At 68.1% G+C, this 22,304-nt stretch carries 22 protein-coding genes and 1 tRNA gene; 12 read left to right on the top strand and 11 right to left on the bottom strand.

The genetic code is table 11. From position 1 onward, the window contains the following. Window positions 1-48: 48 nt before the first annotated feature. A complete protein-coding gene (locus FWJ24_RS13115; RefSeq protein WP_150288290.1) occupies window positions 49-1,524 on the bottom strand; it encodes a coiled-coil domain-containing protein in 1,476 nt (491 codons plus the stop codon). 176 nt (window positions 1,525-1,700) lie between these two features. On the opposite strand from FWJ24_RS13115, the gene proB reads away from it, so the two are divergent. From proB to FWJ24_RS13065, 10 genes are all read left to right on the top strand, one after another. Continuing rightward, on the top strand, window positions 1,701-2,834 hold the full coding sequence (gene proB, locus FWJ24_RS13110; RefSeq protein ID WP_246155687.1) for a glutamate 5-kinase: 1,134 nt from the start codon (window positions 1,701-1,703) through the stop codon (window positions 2,832-2,834). A gap of 139 nt (window positions 2,835-2,973) precedes the next feature. After that, a complete protein-coding gene (locus FWJ24_RS13105; RefSeq protein ID WP_150288348.1) occupies window positions 2,974-4,215 on the top strand; it encodes a glutamate-5-semialdehyde dehydrogenase in 1,242 nt (413 codons plus the stop codon). 117 nt (window positions 4,216-4,332) lie between these two features. Then, window positions 4,333-4,953 (top strand): nicotinate-nucleotide adenylyltransferase, encoded by a 621-nt coding sequence (locus tag FWJ24_RS13100; RefSeq protein ID WP_150288288.1) that lies wholly within the window; start codon window positions 4,333-4,335, stop codon window positions 4,951-4,953. Between the two features lie 15 nt (window positions 4,954-4,968). Further along, window positions 4,969-5,766 (top strand): DUF1217 domain-containing protein, encoded by a 798-nt coding sequence (locus FWJ24_RS13095; RefSeq protein ID WP_150288287.1) that lies wholly within the window; start codon window positions 4,969-4,971, stop codon window positions 5,764-5,766. A 331-nt stretch (window positions 5,767-6,097) separates the two neighbouring features. Next, entirely contained in the window at window positions 6,098-6,472 is a 375-nt protein-coding gene (gene rsfS / locus FWJ24_RS13090) for a ribosome silencing factor (RefSeq protein ID WP_342788618.1), read from the top strand. Window positions 6,473-6,475: 3 nt separating this feature from the next. Continuing rightward, on the top strand, window positions 6,476-6,958 hold the full coding sequence (gene rlmH / locus FWJ24_RS13085) for a 23S rRNA (pseudouridine(1915)-N(3))-methyltransferase RlmH (protein ID WP_150288285.1): 483 nt from the start codon (window positions 6,476-6,478) through the stop codon (window positions 6,956-6,958). A 212-nt stretch (window positions 6,959-7,170) separates the two neighbouring features. Beyond that, window positions 7,171-8,391 carry a murein hydrolase activator EnvC family protein gene (locus tag FWJ24_RS13080; RefSeq protein ID WP_166443719.1) on the top strand — a complete coding sequence of 407 codons (1,221 nt, stop codon included), beginning with the start codon at window positions 7,171-7,173 and terminating at the stop codon, window positions 8,389-8,391. After that, window positions 8,391-9,758, top strand: a complete 1,368-nt coding sequence (locus FWJ24_RS13075) for a S41 family peptidase (RefSeq protein WP_150288283.1) — start codon at window positions 8,391-8,393, stop codon at window positions 9,756-9,758. Before FWJ24_RS13080 ends, FWJ24_RS13075 begins: the two co-directional genes overlap by 1 nt. 294 nt (window positions 9,759-10,052) lie before the next feature. After that, window positions 10,053-11,204, top strand: coding sequence for a divergent polysaccharide deacetylase family protein (locus FWJ24_RS13070; protein ID WP_166443718.1), 1,152 nt, complete (start codon window positions 10,053-10,055; stop codon window positions 11,202-11,204). A 47-nt stretch (window positions 11,205-11,251) separates the two neighbouring features. After that, the gene (locus tag FWJ24_RS13065) at window positions 11,252-11,749 is read left to right on the top strand and encodes an RNA pyrophosphohydrolase (RefSeq protein ID WP_150288347.1); all 498 of its coding nucleotides are present in this window, start codon (window positions 11,252-11,254) and stop codon (window positions 11,747-11,749) included. Window positions 11,750-11,970: 221 nt separating this feature from the next. Here the strand turns inward: FWJ24_RS13065 and FWJ24_RS13060 are convergent. Continuing rightward, window positions 11,971-12,055 (bottom strand) — tRNA-Leu (locus tag FWJ24_RS13060). A gap of 202 nt (window positions 12,056-12,257) precedes the next feature. Here FWJ24_RS13060 and FWJ24_RS13055 point away from each other — a divergent pair. Continuing rightward, on the top strand, window positions 12,258-12,839 hold the full coding sequence (locus FWJ24_RS13055; RefSeq protein ID WP_150288281.1) for a YqaA family protein: 582 nt from the start codon (window positions 12,258-12,260) through the stop codon (window positions 12,837-12,839). A 14-nt stretch (window positions 12,840-12,853) separates the two neighbouring features. Next, window positions 12,854-13,360 carry a disulfide bond formation protein B gene (locus FWJ24_RS13050; RefSeq protein WP_150288280.1) on the top strand — a complete coding sequence of 169 codons (507 nt, stop codon included), beginning with the start codon at window positions 12,854-12,856 and terminating at the stop codon, window positions 13,358-13,360. 49 nt (window positions 13,361-13,409) lie between these two features. Here FWJ24_RS13050 and FWJ24_RS13045 read toward each other — a convergent pair whose 3' ends face one another. The 9 genes from FWJ24_RS13045 to FWJ24_RS13005 form a co-directional block, all read right to left on the bottom strand. After that, on the bottom strand, window positions 13,410-13,994 hold the full coding sequence (locus tag FWJ24_RS13045) for an HNH endonuclease (protein WP_150288279.1): 585 nt from the start codon (window positions 13,992-13,994) through the stop codon (window positions 13,410-13,412). A 247-nt stretch (window positions 13,995-14,241) separates the two neighbouring features. Further along, window positions 14,242-15,075: a phosphate ABC transporter ATP-binding protein gene (locus FWJ24_RS13040; protein ID WP_150288278.1), complete on the bottom strand. Its 834-nt coding sequence runs from the start codon at window positions 15,073-15,075 to the stop codon at window positions 14,242-14,244. Window positions 15,076-15,184: 109 nt separating this feature from the next. Then, entirely contained in the window at window positions 15,185-16,066 is an 882-nt protein-coding gene (locus tag FWJ24_RS13035; protein WP_150288346.1) for a 3-hydroxybutyryl-CoA dehydrogenase, read from the bottom strand. Between the two features lie 120 nt (window positions 16,067-16,186). Next, on the bottom strand, window positions 16,187-17,116 hold the full coding sequence (locus FWJ24_RS13030) for an electron transfer flavoprotein subunit alpha/FixB family protein (RefSeq protein ID WP_150288277.1): 930 nt from the start codon (window positions 17,114-17,116) through the stop codon (window positions 16,187-16,189). After that, entirely contained in the window at window positions 17,116-17,865 is a 750-nt protein-coding gene (locus tag FWJ24_RS13025; RefSeq protein WP_150288276.1) for an electron transfer flavoprotein subunit beta/FixA family protein, read from the bottom strand. The genes FWJ24_RS13030 and FWJ24_RS13025 overlap by 1 nt, the downstream gene beginning before the upstream one ends. Window positions 17,866-18,033: 168 nt before the next feature. Continuing rightward, window positions 18,034-18,618: a cob(I)yrinic acid a,c-diamide adenosyltransferase gene (locus tag FWJ24_RS13020; protein WP_150288275.1), complete on the bottom strand. Its 585-nt coding sequence runs from the start codon at window positions 18,616-18,618 to the stop codon at window positions 18,034-18,036. Between the two features lie 121 nt (window positions 18,619-18,739). Continuing rightward, window positions 18,740-19,309: an acyloxyacyl hydrolase gene (locus tag FWJ24_RS13015; protein WP_150288274.1), complete on the bottom strand. Its 570-nt coding sequence runs from the start codon at window positions 19,307-19,309 to the stop codon at window positions 18,740-18,742. Window positions 19,310-19,376: 67 nt separating this feature from the next. After that, window positions 19,377-19,556: a twin transmembrane helix small protein gene (locus tag FWJ24_RS13010; RefSeq protein WP_150288273.1), complete on the bottom strand. Its 180-nt coding sequence runs from the start codon at window positions 19,554-19,556 to the stop codon at window positions 19,377-19,379. An 87-nt stretch (window positions 19,557-19,643) separates the two neighbouring features. Further along, window positions 19,644-22,232, bottom strand: a complete 2,589-nt coding sequence (locus tag FWJ24_RS13005) for a TIGR02302 family protein (RefSeq protein ID WP_166443717.1) — start codon at window positions 22,230-22,232, stop codon at window positions 19,644-19,646. Window positions 22,233-22,304: the final 72 nt, after the last annotated feature.

Raw genomic sequence — 22,304 nt, 5'->3', positions numbered from 1 at the left:
TTCCGGCCTTGGCTCGGCCGGCGGGGCCGATGCCCGATGCGCGGGAGATCAGCGCATGGCGTAAATCTTGGCGTCGTCCTCGTCGGGGTCGGCCTTCGGCGGCGGGCTCGAGAACAGGAACTCGAATTCCTTGTCGAAATCCGATTGCTCCTGGTTGCGCTTCTCGTTGAGCGCGGCCCGAAGCTGCTCGTTCTCGCTCTGGAGCTGGGCGATCCTGCTGCGGAATTTCTGCGACGCCTCGCCGATCGACTGGTCGATCGACTGGAACGAATTGTTCACGGCGCTGAGCTTGAGCGTGAGATTGGAATTCTCGGTGCGCAGCAGGTCGAGCTCCATCTCGATCTTGCGGCGCTGGTCGATCTCGGCGGCCAGCAGCTGGCGCGAAAGCTCGGCGGCTTCCGAGGCGGCGGTGATCTGGCCGCGGGCCTCGGCGGCCTCGCGCTGCATCGCCTCCAGCTGAAGCGTGAGCTGGCCGATCCGGCGGTCGGCCTCCGCGCGCTCGCGCCGGGCGGTCGCGAGCTGGCGGGTCTCCTCGCCGAATCGGGCCCGGGTTTCCTGGAGCATCTTCTCGACGAAATCGTAGCGGGCGCGGGCCGCCTCGATCTGGGCCTCGAACTGGACCTGGCCCTCCTCGCGCTCGCGGGATTTCTGCTCGGTCTCCGCGCGCAAGGCGCGGACGGCATTGCGCTCGCGCATAAGGGCCGCGCTCGTGAACGAGAACTTGTCGGTCATCGTCTGGAGCGAGGCCTCGAGGTCCGAGATGGTCTTCGCGGCCTCCTCGATGCGCTCCTTCTGGCGCTGCGCGGTGATTTCCAGCGCGGATTTCTGGTTCTCGGTGCTGGCGAGCACGTCCTTGATCTCGGCCAGCTCGCTGCGCAGCGCGGCCATGATCTCGTCGCCCTGAAGCTTGGCGCGGCGCAGATCCTCAAGTTCGACTTCGAGCGCGTCCCGTGCGGCGACGGCATCGCGCAATTGCGGTTCGATGCGCACCAGGCGGGCCTGAAGCTCCGCATTCTCATGGCGCAGCGTCTTGCTGGCCGTTTCGAGCTTGCTCGCCTGCTCGCGCAGGGAGGCGGTCGCGGCTTCCTCCCCGCGCAGCGCGAAGGTCAGCTTCTCGCTCTCGGCGCGCAATGCGGTCAATTCGGTGGCCAGCGACGAGGCGCGGCGCTGTTCGACCGTGAAGCTCTCCTCCACGGTCTCGAGGCGCGAGCGCAGCAGGCCCATCGCGTTCACGGCATTCTCGATCGGCGCCATGACGATGCGGAACTGCTCCGGCAGCCGCGACAATTCCTGGAGCGTGTTCTCGAATTCGTTGAGATTGGCGAAGACCGTGTCCCGCGCGGCATTGATCGCGCGCGGATCGAGCGGCGCGATCATGCGGACATTGTCCTCGCGCCGCCGGGGCAGTTCCTCGCGGAAGCGAACGCCTTCCTCGCGCAGGCCCGAAGCGGGCCGGGGCGCAGCCTGGGCATAATCGTCCTGAGGTCGGTCCGTCCGGTTGAGCTTGAGGAAATCCCAGTTCATGTTTAATCCCCCGGTTGACGAGAAGTGAACAACAATCCGGATTCCATTCCAGCAACCTCCGGTAGCAACACGCGAAGTCCTGTGCAGAAGCCGCATTTTTCCTTGTCTGTGCCGCCCTTTCGCCGCGCTGCGTTGGTCGGTCGTCGCGCCGGTGCCGGTCGGTGACTCTGCCGGAACTGGCCGGTTTCCGGCGGATCGTCATCAAGGTCGGGTCGTCGCTGCTCGTTGACCGCGCGACCGGGCTCAGGCGGGAATGGCTTGCGGCCTTGTGCAGCGACATTGCCGCTCTTCATGATCAAGGCGCTGATATCCTTGTTGTTTCGTCCGGAGCGATCGCGATGGGCCGCGGCGTCCTCGGGTTCCGGCGGCCGGCGCTCGAACTCGAGGAGGCTCAGGCGGCGGCGGCCGTCGGGCAGATCGCGCTCGCCCGTGTGTGGGCGGAGGGGCTCGCGGCGCACAGAATCACCGCCGCGCAAGTGCTGCTGACGCTCGGGGACACCGAGGAGCGGCGGCGTTATCTCAACGCCCGGGCGACGATCGGCACGCTTCTCGATCACAGGGCAGTTCCGGTCATCAACGAGAACGACACCGTCGCGACCAACGAGATCCGCTACGGCGACAATGACCGGCTCGCCGCGCGGGTCGGCTCGATGGCTTCGGCCGATTGCGTGGTTCTGCTTTCCGATATCGACGGGCTCTACACGGCACCGCCGCGCGATGACCCGGCGGCGGAATTCGTGCCGGTGGTGCCGCGCATCACCGCGCGGATCGAGGCGATGGCCGGCGGCGCGGCCTCGGAATTGTCGCGCGGCGGCATGACGACCAAGATCGAGGCCGCCAAGATCGCCACTGCCGGCGGCGCGGCGCTGCTGATCGCCAACGGCACGCGGCTGCATCCGCTGCGGGCGGTGGCGGAGGGCGCGCGCTGCACCTGGTTCCTCTCGCCCTCGACGCCTGTCACCGCCCGCAAGCGCTGGATCGCCGGCACGCTGGAGCCGCGCGGCATCCTGCATGTCGATGCCGGTGCCGGCCGCGCGATCCGGGCCGGCAAGAGCCTGCTGCCGGCGGGCGTGATCCGGGTCGACGGCGCCTTCGCGCGCGGCGATTGCGTCATCGTGCGCGGCGCGGATGGCGGCGAACTGGCGCGCGGCCTTGTGGCCTATGATGCCGGCGATGCCGTGAAGATCGCCGGCCGCGCGAGCTGCGACATCGCCGCCATTCTCGGCTATTCAGGGCGCAAGGAAATCATCCATCGCGACGACCTCGTGCTTTCGGGCGATGGCGCCGGTGCCGATGGGGATATGCCATGAAGGCGGGAATACCCCCGGCCGGCAGGAGAACGCCGTTGTGAATGCTTCCGTGCCCCCCTCGATCAACGCATCCGAGATGACGGACGAACCGCTCCGCGCGCTCGCGCCACCGACGGAGCGCACCCGGCTCGTCGCCGAGATGATGGCCATGGGGCGTGCGGCGCGCGCGGCCAGCCGGGAGCTGGGGGTCATGGCGCCGGAACGCAAGACGCGCGCGCTGCAGGCTGCCGCCGCGACCCTGCGCGCGGCGGTGCCGGAGATCCTCGCCGCCAATGCGCGCGATCTCGAGGAGGCGCGGGCCGGCGGGCAGAACGCAGCCTTTCTCGATCGCCTGCTGCTCGACGCAGGCCGCGTCGCGGCGATCGCGGATTCGATCGATGACATCGCCGCGCTGCCGGACCCGGTCGGCGCGGTCACGAGCGAATGGAAGCGCCCCAACGGGCTTGTCATCCAGCGCGTGCGTACGCCGCTCGGGGTGATCGGCGTGATCTTCGAGAGCCGGCCGAATGTTACGGCCGATGCCGGCGCGCTCTGTCTCAAGGCGGGCAATGCCGTCATCCTGCGCACGGGATCCGGCGCGCTGCGCTCCGCCATCGCCATCCATGCCGCAATGACGCGCGGGCTCGCGGCGGAAGGGGTTCCCCCCACGGCGATCCAGCTCGTGCCGGTGGCGGATCGCGAGGCGGTGGGGCTGATGCTCGCCGGGCTTGACGGGGCGCTCGACGTGATCGTGCCGCGCGGCGGCAGGAGCCTCGTTGCGCGCGTGCAGGCCGAGGCGCGGGTGCCGGTTTTCGCGCATCTCGACGGCAATTGCCACGTCTACATCCATGAGAAGGCCGATGCGGCAATGGCGAAGACGGTGCTGCTCAACGCCAAGCTGCGTCGCACCGGCGTCTGCGGCGCGGCGGAGACGTTGCTTGTCGATCGCACGGCGGCGCCGGCTTTGCTCGCGCCGCTGGTCGGCGCCCTGCTCGATGCCGGATGCGCGGTGCGCGGCGATGCCGATGCGCAGGCTGCGGATCCGCGCGTCACGCCCGCGACCGAGGCGGATTGGGCGACCGAATTCCTCGACGCCATCATCGCCGTGAAGGTTGTCGACGGGCTCGACGCGGCGATCGCGCATATCGAGCGCTACGGCTCGCATCACACCGATTGCATCGTCACCGCGGATGCGGCGGCGGCGGGCCGTTTCCTGCGCGAGGTCGATTCGGCCATCGTCATGCACAATGCCTCGACGCAATTCGCGGATGGCGGGGAGTTCGGCTTCGGCGCCGAGATCGGTATCGCCACCGGCCGCATGCATGCGCGCGGACCGGTGGGGGTCGAGCAGCTGACGAGCTTCAAATATGTGGTCCGGGGCGCGGGAACGGTGCGCCCCTGATGTCTCCGCCGGCGGATCCGGGCCCGGCGCCGGAAATCTCTTGCCCGAACCGGGCTTCCCCGCTTTGCTGGCCGCCCGACCACCGGCCGCGCGGCCGGGAGTGACAACGAGCGTCGATTGGCCCGTCCCATCCTTCCCCCAACGTCTCCCGGCCAGCGGGTCGGCCTCTTCGGTGGCTCCTTCAACCCGCCGCATGAGGGGCATCTGCTCGTGGCGCGCACCGCGCTGCGCCGGCTCGGCCTCGACCGGCTGTGGTGGCTCGTCACGCCTGGCAATCCGCTGAAGGAGAATGCCGGGCTGCCTTCGCTCGAGGCGCGGATGGCGGCCTGCCGACGGCTTGTCGGCCAGGATCCGCGCATCGTCATCTCGGGCATCGAGGCCGAGATCGGCACCCGCTACACGGAGGAGACGATCCGTTTCCTGAAGGCGCGGGCGCCGCTCGTCCGGTTCGTCTGGATCATGGGCGCGGATAATCTTGCGGGCTTTCACCGCTGGCAGAAATGGCGCGACATCGCGGCATCCGTGCCGATCGCGATCATCGACCGGCCGGGCTCGACACTGAAGGCCGCCGCGAGCCCGGCGGCGCGGGTCCTGGCACGCGGGCGGATCGACGAAAGCGATTCGCAGGAGCTGGCCGCACTGGTGCCGCCGGTCTGGGTGTTCCTGCACGGACCGCGCTCCGACCAATCCTCGACGCGATTGCGCGCAAAGGATGGCAACGGGACAACGGGATCTTAAGACCCGCCCCGCATCATGCGCGCGATCCAAGAAGTGGTGTACCGCGTCATGATGAGCTTCTTCGACACCGGGGTTTCGAACGTCTCGATCTCCCTGCTGGTCTATTTCAATCGCATCGCCAAGGCGACGCGCGACAAGCACGAGGCGCAGTTTGCCAAGAGCGCGACCGTCAAGCGCGAGCTTGAATATTTCAAGGAAAAGTCGGCGAAGGTTGCCAACGCAGACGAGTTTCTGAACAATTATCGTCTTCTTTCGGTCGCAACTTCGGCTTTCGGCCTTGAAGATGCGATGCAATACGGCTTTCGTACCAAAGCGATCGCGAAATCTGACGCGACTGATCCGGAATCGCTTCTCAATAAATTCACGGATACGCGCTATCGTGAATTCAATCTTGCTTTCGAGTTTTTCAGCAAGGGTGTGACGAAGCTTCAATCGGAAGAGACGCAGAAGCTCGTCAGCGCCCGTTATGTCACCAATGAATACGAGCGCAGCCTTGGCGAGATCGATTCCTCCCTCCAGGAAGCAGCCTATTTCATTCGCACGGCCGGCAGCAAGACGCAGATCAACCAGATCATCTCCGATCCCGTTCTGTTCGGGGTCGTCATCGATACGCTCGGCATTTCCCGTGCGGCGGCGGGCGGCGATTTCAACAACCTCAAGGCGCGGATCGAGCAGGGGTTCGACATGTCCCGTCTGAAGGATGCAGCCTATGTCGAGAAATTCGCGCAGCGTTTTCTCGCGATCCGGTCCTCGCAGGCACAGCTTTCGGCCGGCAACCCGCTGATCGGGATCTTCGCCAACAATTCGGCTTGAGCCGCCATCCACAGCGAAGTGCTCCGCGCCGCCCCCTGTCATCGAACCGCCATCGGTCGGCGCGAGTTTCTTAAGACTTCCGGCCTAGAATGCCGGAAGGACTGGGAAGGCGTGCCCGTCCTCGCGGGGCCGGAAAGGTTCCGACGGTCGGGCGAGTGGTGCATTTCGCTACTGGCGTTTTGCGGCGATCGGGCTAATCTCGATCCGTTCGTGCGCTCAACCGAGAGGAACCGCGACACTGATCACGACGCATCTGTCCAAGGCGGCCGATCTGCCGCCTGTCGCCAGCCTCGGCGCCGCCGCGCCGGCCGCTGGTCCGCTCGTCGAGGCCTTGAAGGGCGTGCTGGATGACGCCAAGGCCGAGGATATCGTCGCCCTCGATCTCGCCGGAAAGACCTCCCTCGCCGATGCGATGCTCATCGCAACCGGGCGTTCGGATCGTCATGTCGGTGCGGTCGCGGAGCGGGTCGTCCAGGCGCTGAAGGAGCGGGGCCTTGCCAGTCCGCGCGTCGAGGGCATGCCCGTCTGCGACTGGGTGCTGATCGATGCCGGCGATGTCATCGTCCATCTGTTCCGCCCGGAGGTCCGGGGCTTCTACAATCTCGAGAAGCTCTGGGGCGCGGGGCGCCCGCTCGAAGGCGAGGCCGAATCGGCGCCGAGGGCCGTCCGGACCCGGAGCCCACGCATCCGTCGCGCCGCCGAGTAGGCGGTGCGGCTGGTCCTGGTCGCGGTTGGCCGGCTCAAGGCCGGGCCGGAGCGCGAGCTCGTGACGCGCTATGCCGAGCGGTTCACGGCGCTTGGCCGCGGGCTTGGCCTTTCCGGTCCGGTGCTGGCCGAGATCGCCGAAAGCGCCGCGCGCCGGCCGGAGGACCGCAAGGCCGAGGAGGGGCGGGCGATCGCGGCGCGGCTCGGTGCGGGGCATCCGCTCATCCTGTTCGACGAGGGCGGCGCGATGCCGGACAGCGAGGAATTCGCGGCGCGGCTCGCCGCCTGGCGCGATGCCGGCGCGGCGGGGCTCGATCTCGCGATCGGCGGCGCCGACGGGCTGGCGGCGGATCTCCGACAACGGGCGGATCTCGCGCTCGCCTTCGGACGGATGACATTGCCCCACCAGCTCGTGCGCGTGCTCGCGCTCGAACAGCTCTACCGGGCCGCGACGATCCTCGCCGGCCACCCCTATCATCGGGTATGATGGAGCGGCATGAGGGAGGCCGAGCCGTCGCCGTGAGCAGCTTTTCCGGATCATTCCTCCGCGCGGGAGGGGCGAAGCGTGGCCGGTTCGCGGCCCGCGGCATCCGGAATGCCGGCTTCCGTTGGGCAACCGCGCTCTGCCTGCTGCTGCTCTGGGCGCCCGGCGAGGCGCAAGAAGGAGCGCAAGACAGGGCGCAAGAGAAGCCGCAGGCCGTGCCCGGGGCCGATGTCCAGATCCAGCTCCGCAGCATCGAGAAGGATATCGAGCGCTCGAATTTCGAGCAGCGCCGGCTCGCCTTCGAGATCGAGAACGTCACGGCCGAGGCGCAGAAACTGCGCGCCGAGCTGATCGCGGTGGCGGCGCGGGTGCGCGCGGCCGAGGAACGCGTCGCGGAAGGCGAGACGCGGGTCGAGGAATTGCGGCGGCAGGAGGATGCGCTGCGGCGCTCGCTCCAGGGCCGCGAGCGGGTGACCGCCGAAATCCTTGCCGCCATGCAGCGTATCGGCCGCAAGCCGCCGCCGGCGCTGCTGGTCCGGCCGGAGGACGTGCTCCAGGCGATGCGCGCCGCGATCCTGCTCGGGGCCGTGCTGCCGGACATGCGCGACGAGGCGATGATCCTCGTCGCCGATCTCAAGACGCTGGTCGAGTTGCGCCGGCAGGCGGCGGCGGCGGCGGAGGCCCTGCGCGGCGCGCGCGACGGGATCGCGAGCGAGCACAACCGCCTCGCGGAACTCGTCGCGCAACGGCAGGACCGGCTCAAGATGTCGCAGGAGGAACTCGACCGCGAGCGGATGCGGGTCGCGACGCTTGCGCGCGAGGCGCGCTCGCTGCGCGACCTGATCTCGCGCAGCGAGAACGAGATCGTGGGTCAGCCGCGCGCGGCCGAGATCGCGCGCCGCGCGCCCGCGCCGGCGCGCGGCACCGAGGTTGCGAGCCTCGGCACGGGGGCTGGGCGCGAGCCGGCTCGGCTCCAGCCCCGTCAATCCCTCGCGGAACGGCGCGGCCAGGTGCCGCTGCCGGTCTCGGGCACGATCCTGCGCCGCTTCGGGCAGCCCGACGGGCTCGGCGGCACCGAGCGCGGGATCACGATTTCGTCAAACGCGAATGCTGTGGTGACGATGCCGGCGGATGGCTGGGTCCATTTCGCCGGGCCATACCGGGGTTACGGTCATCTCTTGATCATCAATGCCGGCAATGGTTACCATATCGTCCTTGCGGGGCTGGACAGGCTTTCCGTCGAGATCGGCCAGTTCGTGCTGGCCGGCGAGCCGGTCGGGTTTCTCGGCCGCGGCGGCGAGGATCAGGGGGGCGAAGCCCGACAGGGACTTGGAACGCCGCGTCCGGCGCTCTATGTCGAATTCCGGAAGGATGGATCCCCGGTCGATCCATCCCCGTGGTGGTCAACCCAATCGGCCGAGAAGGCTCGCGGATGATGCGAAAGATTCCCGTTTTCCTGTCCGGCGTCGCGCTCGGCGCGCTGGCGCTGATCGCCCTCGACGAGATGCGCGTCGCCGCGAACGCCAACGCGGCGGCCTCCGACACCTATCGCCGGCTGACGCTGTTCGGCGAGGTCTTCGACAAGATCCGCACCGATTACGTCGAGAAGCCGGATGAGGCGAAGCTGATCGAGAGCGCCATCAACGGCATGGTCACCTCGCTTGATCCGCATTCGAGCTTCCTCGACCAGAAATCGAACCAGGAGATGCAGCAGCAGACCCGCGGCGAATTCGGCGGGCTCGGCATCGAGGTCCAGATGGAGGACGGGCTCGTCAAGGTGGTGACGCCGTTCGACGATTCGCCCGCCGCCAAGGCCGGCGTGATGGCGAACGATCTCGTGACCCATATCGATGGCGAGCAGGTGCAGGGCCTCACCCTCAGCCAGGCTGTCGAGAAGATGAAGGGGCCGCGCGGCACCAAGGTCAAGCTCAAGCTCTGGCGTAACAAGAAGGAAACGGTGGAGGTTGAGATCACGCGCGACACGATCCGGCCGCCGGTGGTGCGCGCGCAGAAGGAGGGCGATGCGGTCGGCTATCTCCGCATCGGCTCCTTCAACGAGCAGACCTTCGAGGGCCTCAAGAAGGAGGTCGAGAAGCTCACGGCCGAGATCGGCAAGGACAAGCTCAAGGGCTTCGTGCTCGATCTCAGGAACAATCCCGGCGGGCTGCTCGATCAGGCGATCTATGTCGCCGATGCCTTCCTCGAATCGGGCGAGATCGTCTCGACCCGCGGCAAGACCAACGACCAGACCAACCGCGCGCTTGCCCGGCCGGGCGATATCACCGGCGGCAAGCCGCTGGTGGTGCTGATCAATGGCGGCTCGGCCTCGGCGTCCGAGATCGTCGCCGGTGCGCTGCAGGACCAGGAGCGTGCCACGATCGTCGGCTCGCGCTCCTTCGGCAAGGGCTCGGTGCAATCGATCTTCCAGCTTCGCGGCAATTACGCGCTCAAGCTCACGACGCAACTCTATTATACCCCGTCCGGCCGCTCCATCCAGGGCAAGGGCATCACCCCCGATGTCGCCGTCGTCCAGGATGTGCCCGAGGAATTGAAGGGGCGCGACGAGATCAAGGGCGAGGCCTCGATGCGCGGCCATATCAAGGTCAACGAGGAGGAGCAGGGCGGCTCGTCCGGCTATGTTCCGCCGGATCGCACCAAGGACAAGCAGCTCATCTGGGCAGTCCGGTTCCTCAACGGCGAGGTATCGAAGGAGAATCCCGGCGAGGGCGCGACGCTGATGCCGAAGCAGCCCAAACCCGAGGCGCGCGCCAATACCGGCAAGCCGGCGAGCCAGAAGAACTGAGCGCCGCCCGGCGCGGATCGTCCTGCCCGGCCTTCCGGGCCGGAGGCGCGAATGGCGTTTAGGGAGCCCGGCATGATCCCGGCCTGCACTCCTTTCCGGGCTTGGTGACCTCCGGCGTGTCGGCTTACCGCGCGCCAGGCACGATTTCGCCGATCTTCTTAACCTGCTCTTTGGTGCTTCCGCTTTTGCCCGCCATTTAAACCGCCGTTAACCAGCGTTCTTTACGGTTTGCTCATCGGTTCGGGCCGACCGAGATGCGCGCGAGCGCGAGGCAGGCAGATGGCGTTGGAGAGCATGGCGACCCCCCTTGGCGTGAGGCCGGGGCCGAGCCGTCCGGGCGTACCGGCGGCCTGGCGGCACGGTCTCGTCGCCGCGTTCGGGTTGTGCGTCGTCGTTCTCGTGGCGGCGGGGATCCTGCGCGGGCGCGAGCCGCGGCGGGAGCCCGGCGTGGTTGCGATCATCGAGCGCGTCAAGCCCGCGCAGCTTCCGGCCCCGTCGACCCATTCCCAGGCGCCGGCTGGACCGCGCAGCCCCGCCGCCGAGATCGAGGCGGGGTCCGGGGTCCGGATCGTCCGGCAGAATGGCGGTGTGCCGCCCGGCGGTGTCGTGATCAAGGTTCCCGAGGCGCGCGCGCCGGAGGCGGGCCGGGTCACGGCGAGCATTGTCGATCCGCGCGTCAGCGAGCGCACGCATCTCGGTGCGCTGCCGCGCATCGCCGATGACGGAACGCCGCCGCGCCTTGCCTATGCGCAGCCCTTCGCGCGGCCGGACCGGCCCATGATCGGCGTGGTCATGACCGGGGTCGGCATCGGCGCGCGCGGCACGGCCGATGCGATCTCGCGGCTGCCGGGTGCCGTGACCCTGGCCTTCGCGCCCTATGGCCGCGACCTCGAAACGCAGGTCGCCCGCGCCCGCCGCGAGGGACACGAGATCCTGCTGCAGGTGCCGATGGAGCCGCAGGATTACCCGGAGAGCGACCCCGGCCCGCATACCCTGCGCGCCTCGGCGCCCGCCCGCGAGAACATCGAGCGGCTGCACTGGCTGATGTCGCGCTTTCCGGGCTATGTCGGATTGATGAACTTCATGGGCGGCCGGCTGATGGGCGAGCCCGGCACCTACGGCACGCTGCTGGAGGAGATCAACCGCCGCGGGCTGATGTTCCTTGATGACGGGACCGCCGCCGGCAGCCGGACGGCGGAGCTTGGCGGCAAGCTCGGCTTGCCGGTTCTCGTCGCCGACAAGGCGGTCGAGGCCGGCGCCGCCGCGACGCTGGACGCCCAGCTCGCCGAGATCGAGCAGATCGCGCGCCGGCGGGGCAGCGCGATCATCACCGTCCCGGCACTGCCCGCGAATGTGGAGCGAATCGCTGCCTGGCAGCGCGGCCTCGCGGAGCGCGGCCTTGCCTTGGCGCCGATTTCCATCATCATCGCGCATGGATCGCGCTGAGTCGTCCCCTTCCAGGCGGAGTGCCCGTGGCTCGTGACCTTGCCGGCATGCCCTATCGCCCCTGCGTGGGCGTGGCGCTGTTCAACCGGGAGGGCCGCGTCTTCGTCGGGCGCCGCCGGCCCGACAAGGGGCCGGAATATCGCGATCCGGTCTTCGAATGGCAGATGCCGCAGGGCGGTATCGATCCTGGCGAGGATCCTTACACCGCGGCGCTGCGCGAACTCTACGAGGAAACCAATATCCGCTCGACTGCGCTGCTTGCCGAGGCGCCGGAATGGTATCGCTACGATCTGCCACTGGATGCGCTCGGCAAGGCGCTGAAAGGGCGATATCGCGGCCAAACGCAGAAATGGTTCGCCTTGCGCTTCACCGGCGACGAAGCCGAAATCGACGTTCGGGCGCCAGGCGGCGGGCACCACAAGCCGGAATTCGTCGATTGGCGCTGGGAGCGGCTCGAGAACCTGCCGGATCTCATCATCCCCTTCAAGCGCGGGGTCTACGAGCAGGTCGTGCGCGCCTTCGCGCCGCTCGTCGCCGCGGAATGAGCGGCGTTCCGCGGTTCTGACCAGGTTTCGACCGGGTTCCGGGCCGCGGCGATCTCTAAGGGGGGCTTGACGGGGCGACAGCCCGGGCGTCGACCGGGGCGCCCCCCATCTCGGCGGTTCGCCCGGCGAGACAAGCTGGGAACGCCCTGGCCGCCATCGCGAGAGCGTGATTGCGTCAAGGGGGTGATCCCCCGATCAATTGATGCGACTTCGAAAAAGATTGGTGCCCCTGGCCGGAATCGAACCAGCACTCCTTGCGGAAACCGATTTTGAGTCGGTCGCGTCTACCAGTTCCGCCACAGGGGCCGATGGCGTGCCATCTGCCTGTCCGGGTATAGCGGCGAAACGTGCGCGGTCAACGCCAAGCGTGTCTTGCGCCGGGCTGCGCGGTCGATGGCCGTGCAGGATTGTCCGGCCTTTCGCGGCGGCGATGCAGATCAGGGATCATCCGGCGGCGGATGGCGCCGCCGCGATGGACAAGCCGCCCGGGCACGGCTAAGCCCTCGCCATGTTCAAGCGCCTCTATGACTGGACCCTCGCGCTTTCCGCCTCGCCGCGGGCGCCGCAGGCGCTCGCCGCGATCTCGTTCGCGGAGAGTTCGTTCTTTCCCGTCCCGCCGGATGTGATGCTCGTGCCGATGGTGATGGCAAAGCCGGAGCGCGCCTGGAACTACGCGCTGGTCTGCACCATCGCCTCCGTGCTCGGCGGGCTCGCCGGCTATGCGATCGGCGCGATGCTCTATGACACGCTCGGCCTCTGGCTGATCCGGCTCTACGGCTATGCCGACAAGATGGAGGCGTTCCGCGCCCTCTATCAGCAGCACGGGCACTGGATCATCCTGATCAAGGGCTTCACGCCGATCCCGTTCAAGCTGATCACCATCGCCAGCGGGCTTGCGGGCTATGATCTCGTCTGGTTCGTGCTCCTGTCGCTGATCACGCGCGGGGCGCGGTTCTTCCTGGTCGCCGGGGTGATGAACCGGTTCGGCGCGCCGCTGCGCCGCTTCATCGAGGCCAATCTCACCGCTGTCGGGATCATCAGCCTGGTGGCGCTGGTCGCGGGCTTCGCCGCCGCGAAATTGCTGTTCTAAGCCCGGAGGCTGCCATGTTTGCGACCCTGTCCGGACGCATGGCGGGTCTTGCGACCCTGCTCGCCCTGGCCGCGATCGGCGGGGCCTGGTTCTCAGAACTCGGGCTCGGCTACGTGCCCTGCAAGCTCTGCCTCCTGCAACGCTGGCCCTATTACATCGCGCTGCCGCCGGCCATGGCCCTGATGGTTTGGGGTCGGAACATGCCGCCGCGCGCGGCGGCCCTTGTCGCCGGGTTGCTCGCGCTTGCCTTCCTCGTCTCGATCGGGCTCGGGATCTATCACGCCGGCGTCGAATGGAAGCTCTGGGCGGGGCCGGCGGATTGCGGCGGCCGGCTCACGACCGAGGCGCCGAGCCTCGACGATTTCCGGAAATCGCTGAACACGGCGCGGGTGGTGCTGTGCGACGAGGCGCCGCTGCGGGTGCTCGGCCTGTCCTTCGCGGGCTGGAACGCCGTCGTCTCGGCGCTGGTCACGGGGCTCTATGCCGCTGCGGCGCGGGGCTTTTCGCTCCGGAGCGCGTGACGGGCGGGATCCGCGGCGGGCAGGCCGGATCGTGGCGCTTCCGGATGCCTCAGGGCTCCAGTTCGCTGTCCCAGTAGAGATAATCGACCCAGCTCTCGTGCAGGTAGTTCGGCGGGAACAACCGGCCGTTCATGTGCAGGTCGTTGACGGTCGGCGCGAAGGGCCGCTGCGCCGGAAACATCTCGACCTCGATCGGCAGCCGGTCGCCCTTGCGCAGGTTGCAGGGCGAGCAGGCCGCGACGACATTGTCCCAGGTCGTAAGGCCGCCCTTCGAACGGGGAATGACGTGATCGAAGGTCAGATCCTCGCGCGCCCCGCAATATTGGCAGGTGAAACGGTCACGCAGGAAGACGTTGAAGCGCGTGAAGGCGGGGATGCGGCTCGGCTTCACATAGGTCTTGAGCGAGACGACCGAAGGCAGCAGCATCGAGAAGGAGGGGCTGGAGACCGCCCGGTCATAGACCGAGACGATGTTCACCCGGTCGAGGAACACGGCCTTGATGGCGTCCTGCCAGGACCAGAGCGAGAGCGGGTAATAGGAAAGTGGCCGGTAATCGGCGTTCAGCACCAGGGCGGGGCATGCCTCTGGTGAAACCGGCTGATGAAAGTCTCTGGGCTGGACATGAAGTGTCACGCACAACCTCGCGGATTTCGCTTACGCAGACCCTTGTCTATTCCGATACGCAATCTTCGCCGTGTTGGACGGCCTTTCCGAACGATGTTTCGCGGCGAACGAGACAATCACCGCGTCGTAGAGCCGCGCCGGGCTCGAATCGAACCCGAAAGGCTCTCACTCTTAGTGTAGGGTGGATGTGACGCGCGTGTGAAGGGGGGTGCAAGGAACCGTTAACGCCCGGCCGCCGCCCATCCTGCCCGGTGCTTCAGCCGAAACGACCTTCGAGGAAGGCGGCGGTGATCTCGTGGCGCGGGCGCAGGAAGATATCGACCGCATCCCCGGTTTCCACCAGCCGGCCGAGATGGAACATCGCCACGCGCTGGGCGAGCCGCGCCGCCTGCTGCATGTTGTGAGTGACGATGATGATCGTGTAGCGGCGGCGGAGTTCATCGATGAGGTTCTCCAGCAGGGCGGTGGCGCCGGGATCGAGCGCCGAGGCGGGTTCGTCCATCAGCAGGATGTCGGGCGCGTAGGCGAGGGCGCGGGCGATGCAGAGCCGCTGCTGCTGGCCGCCGGAGAGTTCGGTTCCGGGCTGGTCGAGTGCGTCCTTCACCTCGTCCCAGAGGCCGACCTGGCGCAGGCAGTGTTCGACCAGCGCGTCGGTGTCGGCGGCATCATGGGTCAGCCCGTGCAGCCAGGCGCCATAGGCGACATTGGTATGGACCGACCAGGGGAAGGGGTTCGGCCGCTGGGCCACCCAGCCGAAGCGCCGGCGCAGCAGCGGCAGGTCGAGTTCGGGATCATGGATATCGTGGCCGTCGAGGCGGATCGTCCCGGTCATATACGCGCCGGGAATGGTCTCGTAGGAGCGGTTGAGGCAGCGCAGCAGCGTCGTCTTGCCGCAGCCGGAGGGGCCGATGAAGGCAGTGACCTCGCGCTCGAAAATGTCGATGGCGACATCCTTCAGCGCGTGTTTCTCCCCGTAGAAGAAATCGACATTTTGAACCGCGATCTTGGTGCCGTTGGCGGAGGAATGATTCGGCTTTTCGCCGAGATGCACGGCGAAGGCCGACGGCGCGGCGCGCGTGGGATCGAGCATGGCGAACTCCTGTGCGGGACCATGCCAGCTTAGGCCAGAACGCCAGCTGCGCCTTGATTCGCCTCAAGCCATTGAAGAATAAAGTACTTTGGCGGCTAAGCGACCCGGATCACCGGGTTGGGACCGGCTTCTCACCGCGATAATCGTAGAAGCCGCGCTTGGTCTTGCGGCCGAGCCAGCCGGCCTCGACATATTTCACCAGCAGCGGGCAGGGGCGGTATTTCGAGTCCGAGAGCCCGTCATGCAGCACCTGCATGATCGAGAGGCAGGTATCGAGCCCGATGAAATCCGCGAGCTGGAGCGGGCCCATCGGGTGGTTGGCGCCGAGCCGCATCGCGGTGTCGATCGCCTCCACCGTGCCGACGCCTTCGTAGAGGGTATAGATCGCCTCGTTGATCATCGGCAGCAGGATGCGGTTGACGATGAAGGCCGGGAAATCCTCGCTCATCGTCACGGTCTTGCCGAGGCGGTCGCAGAAGGCCTTGGCGCGGGCATAGGTCGTATCGTCGGTCGCAATCCCGCGGATGATCTCGACGAGCTGCATCACCGGCACGGGGTTCATGAAATGGATGCCGATGAACTGTTCCGGCCGGTCGGTCGCGGCGCCGAGCCGGGTGATGGAGATCGAGGAGGTGTTCGAGGCGAGAATGGCGTCCGACTTCAGGTTGCGCGTGAGTTGCGCGAAGATCTTGCGCTTCACCTCCTCGTTTTCGGTCGCGGCCTCGATCACGAGGTCGCATTGCGCGAGATTCTCCATCAGCGGCGCCGCCGTGACGCGCCCGAGCGCGGCCTGGCGGGCGGCCTCCTCCAGCGCGCCCTTCTGAACCTGACGCGCCATGTTGCCGTTGATCGTCGCGAGGCCGGACTGGATGCGCTCCTCGCTGATGTCGTTGAGCAGCACCTCGAAGCCTGCGAGCGCCGCGACATGCGCGATGCCCGAGCCCATCTGCCCCGCCCCGATGACCCCGATCGTCCTGATCTCGCCCTGCATGCCGATAACCGCGCCTGTCACGCTTTTCCGATGGATCAACCCTAGGACAGCAAAGCCCTCCGGCTCAAGCGCCGGAGGGCCGATTTCGCCGAACTTTCATCGCATTCCGGCCGGCGGGGCTCAGAGCGCCCTGTTCAGGGCCGGAACGGCTTCGAAGAGATCCGCCACGAGGCCGTAATCCGCGACCTGGAAGATCGGCGCGTCCGGGTCCTTGTTGATCGCGACGATGACCTTCGAATCCTTCATGCCCGCGAGATGCTGGATCGCGCCGGAAATGCCGCAGGCGATGTAGAGCTGCGGCGCCACCACCTTGCCGGTCTGGCCGACCTGGAGATCGTTGGGCGCGTAGCCCGCATCGACCGCGGCGCGGGAGGCGCCAATCGCGGCGCCGAGCTTGTCCGCCAGCGGCTCGATCACCTCGTGGAATTTCTCCGCCGAGCCGAGCGCGCGCCCGCCCGAGACGATGATCTTCGCCGAGGCCAGTTCCGGCCGGTCCGATTTCGAGACCTCCTCCGAGACGAAGGCCGAGAGGCCGGAGGAAGCCGGCGCGGCGACGCTCTCGATGCTTGCCGCACCGCCGGCGCCCGCCGCCGGGAAGCTCGCCGTCATGATCGAGAGCAGCTTCCTGGCATCCCTGGACTTCACGGTCTGGATCGCGTTGCCGGCATAGATCGGCCGCTCGAACGTGTCGGGTCCGAGCACCTTCGTCACTCCCGAGATCACCTGAACGTCGAGCAACGCCGCCGCACGCGGCAGCGCGTTCTTGCCGTTGGCCGTAGCCGGCGCGACAATGGCGTCATAGCCGGGCGCGAGCTGCGCGATCAGATCCGCCACCGGTTCGGCGAGGCCGTTGGCGAGCCCGGCATCCTCGGCCAGCAGCACCTTCGCCACGCCGGCGAGTTTCGCGGCGGCCTCGGCGGCGGGGCGCGCGCCCTGGCCGGCGACCAGCACGTGAATGTCGCCGCCGAGCCCGCCGGCCGCGCTCACGGCCTTGGCGGTCGCCTCGTTGAGGGCGGAATTGGAATGTTCGGCGAGAACGAGAACGGCCATCACAGCACCCCCGCTTCGGTCTTGAGTTTCTGGACGAGTTCTTCGACGGAGGCGACCTTGACGCCGGCCTTGCGGGTCGGCGGCTCAGCGGTCCTGAGCACTTCGAGGCGGGGCGAAATGTCGATACCGAGCGCCTCGGGCGTCGTCTCGTCGAGCGGCTTCTTCTTCGCCTTCATGATGTTGGGGAGTGAGGCGTAGCGCGGCTCGTTGAGGCGGAGATCGGTGGTGACGATCGCCGGGAGCTTGAGCGACACGGTCTGCAATCCGCCATCGACCTCGCGGGTCACGTCAACCGTGCCGTCGCCCATCGCGACCTTGCTCGCGAAGGTGCCCTGGCCCCAGCCGAGCAGCGCCGCGAGCATCTGCCCGGTCGCGTTCATGTCGTCGTCGATCGCCTGCTTGCCCATGATGACGAGGCCGGGTGCCTCGTTCGCGATCACGGCCTTGAGCAGCTTGGCGACGCCGAGCGGCTCCACGCTCGCATCCGTCTTGATCAGGATGCCGCGATCCGCGCCCATCGCGAGGCCGGTGCGGATCGTTTCCGCCGCGCCGGCCGGGCCGATCGAAACCACGACCACTTCCGCTGCCTTGCCTGCTTCCTTAAGACGCAGCGCCTCTTCGACCGCGATCTCGTCGAAAGGGTTCATCGACATCTTGACATTCGCCAGTTCGACGCCCGACCCGTCCGCCTTGACCCGGATCTTCACGTTGTAATCGACCACCCGCTTCACGGGCACGAGGATCTTCATGGTTCGGTCCTGTCCTTGTTCCCCGCCGGTCAGCGCGGCCGGCGAGGTTCTGTAGTTTACATATGAACTATGTGGCAAGCCCTCTTGCCGCGCACCGGCACGCTAGCCCGGAAGATCGGCCGGTTGGAGTCAAAAAACGGACACTCGCCGCCGGTTTTTGATTCCCGCTCAGCCGTCGCGGGTCAGGCCGGGAATCCAGGTGACGTCGCGGGCGCCGTCGTCATTGGCGACCCGCGCCAGCACGAAGAGCAGGTCCGAAAGCCGGTTGACATAGCGCAGCGCAGCACCGCCGACGGTTTCGCCGGGCTTGGCGGCGAGTTCGCACATCAGCCGTTCGGCGCGCCGGACGACGGTGCGCGCGAGATGGAGATAGGCCGCAACGGGCGTGCCGCCGGGCAGGACGAAGGAGCGCAGCGGCTTCAGCCGGGCATTCATCGCGTCGATCTCGCGTTCGAGGCGCTCGACCTGCGCATCGATGATGCGCAGCGGTTCGTAATCGAGCTTCGCGGAGGTGACGGGCGTGCAGAGATCGGCGCCGAGATCGAACAGATCGTTCTGGATGCGGGCCAGAATCGCGTCGATCTCGGGCGCGCCGGCGCTGTGAAGCCGTGCGAGGCCGATCACGCCGTTGGCCTCGTCCACGGTGCCGAAAGCCTCGACGCGGAGATCGGATTTCGGCACACGGCGGCCATCGCCGAGTCCGGTCGTGCCGGCATCGCCGGTGCGGGTATAGATGCGGTTGAGCTTGACCATCGCGTCGCCAGGGTCGGGAGGGAGAATCGGCGGCGCAAGGCAACCGCCATCTGCCTCAAGCTGGCGTGAGGAGCGCAAAAATCAAGCAGGCAAAATCAGCGCGGCAGCGGCGTCGCCAGGTTCAGAACCGGTAGCCGAGCTGGGCGCCGACATTCGTCAGGCCGCGATTCTGCTTGCAGAGCCCGGCATTGGAGAGATGCTCGACCTGCGCGATGATCGACCAGTTCTGGTCGATGCGGAAGCCGATACCGGCGGATTCGCGGAACAGCGGCGAGCAGCCGAGCGCCGAACGGTCCGCCGGCACGGCACGGCCGGTCTTGCCGTTGTGGAAGGCGCCGCCGAAGCTCGCCTCGACGAAGAAGCGGCTGGTTATGTCGTAGGTCCAGGTCAGGCCGAAATTGACATGGCTCGTGTCGCTGTTGAGGTTGACCGCGCCGCCGATATGCGGCCGGGGCACCACCCAATCCCAGCGGCTGTCGAGATGGAACGGCTTCACGAACAGAACCGTCGCGGTGAGATCGACCGAGCCCTTTTCCGGGCTCCAGGGATCATGGGCCTGCGCGCCGAGCCGAAGCTCGCTGAAAATGCCGGCGGGAACCGGCCTGGTGCCGAAAGCCGGCGCATCGGCCGCCTGGGCGATGCCGGAGAGCAGGACAAGCGGAAACACGGTTCTGAGGAGCCGGGAGAGCACGGTTGAACCTGACCTTTCGGAGCGATTGCCGGGAACGACCCGATCACGCGGGGATGGATGGCCCGGATCAGAGTCCCCGGTACCACATGACCGCCACCATGGCGACGATCGCGAGGAACTGCAAGCCGACGCGCCAGCGCATCAGCATTTGAGACCGGTTGCTGTTGCCGCCGCGCAACATGTTCGCCAGCCCGAAAAAGAGCACCAGCGTCACCGCGCCGAGCGCGATGCCGATTGCCGTATTCATGATTCCGCTCCCGATTTCTGCCGCGCCGGACCGGCGGTCCGTCCCGGCGATGATTTGGACACGTCCACCGGATGATCCGGGCGGCATCTAGCGCTGGCGCAGCAGCCGTTCAAGGTAATCGAGTTCCTCGCGCGGGCGCTCGAACTCGCCGAGGCGCCGACGCAATTCGCGCAGCACACGTTCGGCGCGTTCGGAGATCGAGCCCTCGACCGTGCCGCGCATGGTCTCGTCATTGAGGCGCGAGGAATCCTCGAAATCGCGGCGGTTGTTGTTCTGTGGCCGCCCGAGCGGATCGTAGCGGCTGTCGGCGCGGCCGCGCGTGCCGGGGCCCGGCTGGCCGGGGCCGGGACCGTCGGTGCCTTCGCCGGGATCGCCGCCCTGACCGAGCTGGCGCTGAAGTTCCTGCGCCATGCCCTCGGCTGCGCGGCCGAGGCCGTCGAGCGCGCGCTGCTGGCCCTCGGTCGCGCCGCCGGGATTGCCCTGGCCGAGCTGGCCCTCGGCATCCTCCATGCCCTGATCGGCCTCGCCGAAGCCCTCGCCCTCCTGCATGCCGCGCTGGCGCAGGCGTTCGCGGAGCTGGCGCAGCCGCTCGCGCAGGGCCTGCTGCTGCTCGTCGAGGCCGCCGCCCTGGCCCTGCTGATTCTGGCGGCCGCGCTGCTGCCCCTCGCGGAAGGTCCGGTCGCGCAGGTCGCGCTGCTCGCGCTGGAGCCGGTCGAGTTCCTCGATCTGGCGACCGAGTTCGCGCATGCGCGGATCGACATCCTGGCGGCGCGCGGTGCGGAGATTCTCGAGCATCTGGCGCAATTCGTTGAGAAGGCGCTGCGCCTCCTCCGTACGGCCCTGCCGCGCCAGTTCCTCGATACGGCGGAGCATGTCGTTGAGGTCGCGCTGGGTCAGCATCCGCTCGGGCGAGGCCGGGGTCTGGTCCTGGGCGTTGCGATCCTGGTCGCGCAGGGCGCGTTCGGCGAATTCGCGCAGGAACTGGTCCATCGCCCGGCGGAGTTCCTCGGCGAGGCGGCGGATCTCCTCGGGGGAGGCATTGCGCTCCATCGCGTCGCGCAGCCGCGCCTCGGCCTCGCGCAGGCGCCGCTCCGCTTCCGTCATGTCGCCGTTCTCGATATAGAGCGCGAGCTCGTGGATCTCGTCGGAAATCGCCTTGAGCTTCTCGTCGTCGCGCGCGGTGCGCAATCCGTTGCGGATGGTGTCGAGCGCCAGGAACTCGCCGATCTTCGGGGTGAAGCGCTGCGGTTCGAACAGCAATGCGTCGAAGGCGAGCCGGATGCCGGCCAGCAGATCGGGCGAGAAATTCAGTGCCCGGCGCTGTTCGGCCAGCGCGCGGGCCAGAGCCTGCGAGAACGGCCGGCCGGGCAGGGTCACCGTCCGTGCCTCGCTCTCGGCCGTCTGGCCGATATCGTCCTCGACGCGCAGCCGGATCGTCACCTCCTCGCCGGCCCAGGGGTGATCCTCGGTCGGGATCATCGCCTCGCCATCGCCGAGCCGCAGCGGGATATTCGCGCCGGGCGGCGGGAAGAGCGTCCGCCCCGCACCGGCCGGCGCGCGGGTGGACCGCTCGATCAGCAATTCCGCCTTGGCGATCCCGTAATCGTCCTCCAGCGTGAAGCCGAGCCGGACGCCGCCCGGCTGCTGCCGCTCCGGCGCTGCGGATTCGGCCCGCACCTCGCGCAGGATCGCGGCGGGGGCGCGATCCGGGATCACGGAGAACCGGAAGGCGGCGAGTTCCCGCCCGCCGCGCAGGGCGCGCACGGAATCATCCGCGCGGATGACGCGGCGCTCGATGGCAATGCCGGGCTGCGCTGATGCACTTGTCCGTGCGGGTGTTGCCGTATCCGGCGGCGTTGCATGCAGCCCGACGCCGTGGCTCAGTTCCAGCATGGCCGGCGAAGCGGAGGCGCCGGCGCCGCGCGGTTCCGTCAGGCGCATCGTCAGCACCGAGCCGAGAGGCACCCGGATCGCCTCGTCGATCGCCGCGCCGGCGCTGGTCAGGAAGATCGGCGGCCGGCCGGTATAGGCGGGCGGGTCGATCCAGGCGTCGAGCCGCGGCGGAACCGGCGGCACGCGCGGGCTCGACCAATCGAAGGCGGCGGCGAGCCGCGTCTGGCGCTCGTCCCCCGCCACGAAGGCGGCCGCGACCAGCGCGAGCAGCAGCCCGGCCCGGAGCGCGTACCGGTCCCGCGCCCGCAGCCGGGCGTCGGCGGAGGCGGCGGCCAGCGCCGCGGCGGCATGGGCGGCGCGGGTCCGGTGGATCGTCCACAACGCGGCGGAGAAGGAATCGCCCGCCGTCGCCAGCGAATCCGAAAGCGCGGCGAGCGGGCGGTGGAGATCGGGGCGCGAGGCGTCGAGCCGGCGGGTGATCTCGTCCCGGCGCGGCAGCCGGAGCCGGAGCAGCGGCAGCAGCGCCGCGAGGACGGCGATCAGGAATCCGCCCGAGACCAGCATCCGGCCTGCCGGATCAAGGAGCGGGAACAGCCCGGCCCAGGCGACGATGAGGAACAGCGCGAGCAGGGCGAGCGCCGGCATCGCGGCGGGAACCAGGCGCTCGACGAGGAGCGCGAGCCCGGTTCTGGCTATGCGGAGGCGGAGATCGGGCAGGCCGGGCGGCATCGCCGGATCGGAAGGCATCGCCGGGCTCGGGGGCTTCGTCAGGTCGCGCGTCATGCTCGCCATCCGGGCCGCCATGGCGGGGGCGGCCGATCCCGTCTCGCGCCGGGCTCCCCCCGAAGCGGCGGC

The sequence above is a fragment of the Rhabdaerophilum calidifontis genome, assembly GCF_008641065.1.
Taxonomy (GTDB): domain Bacteria; phylum Pseudomonadota; class Alphaproteobacteria; order Rhizobiales; family Beijerinckiaceae; genus Rhabdaerophilum; species Rhabdaerophilum calidifontis.
This window is presented reverse-complemented; position numbering and strand designations above follow the sequence as displayed.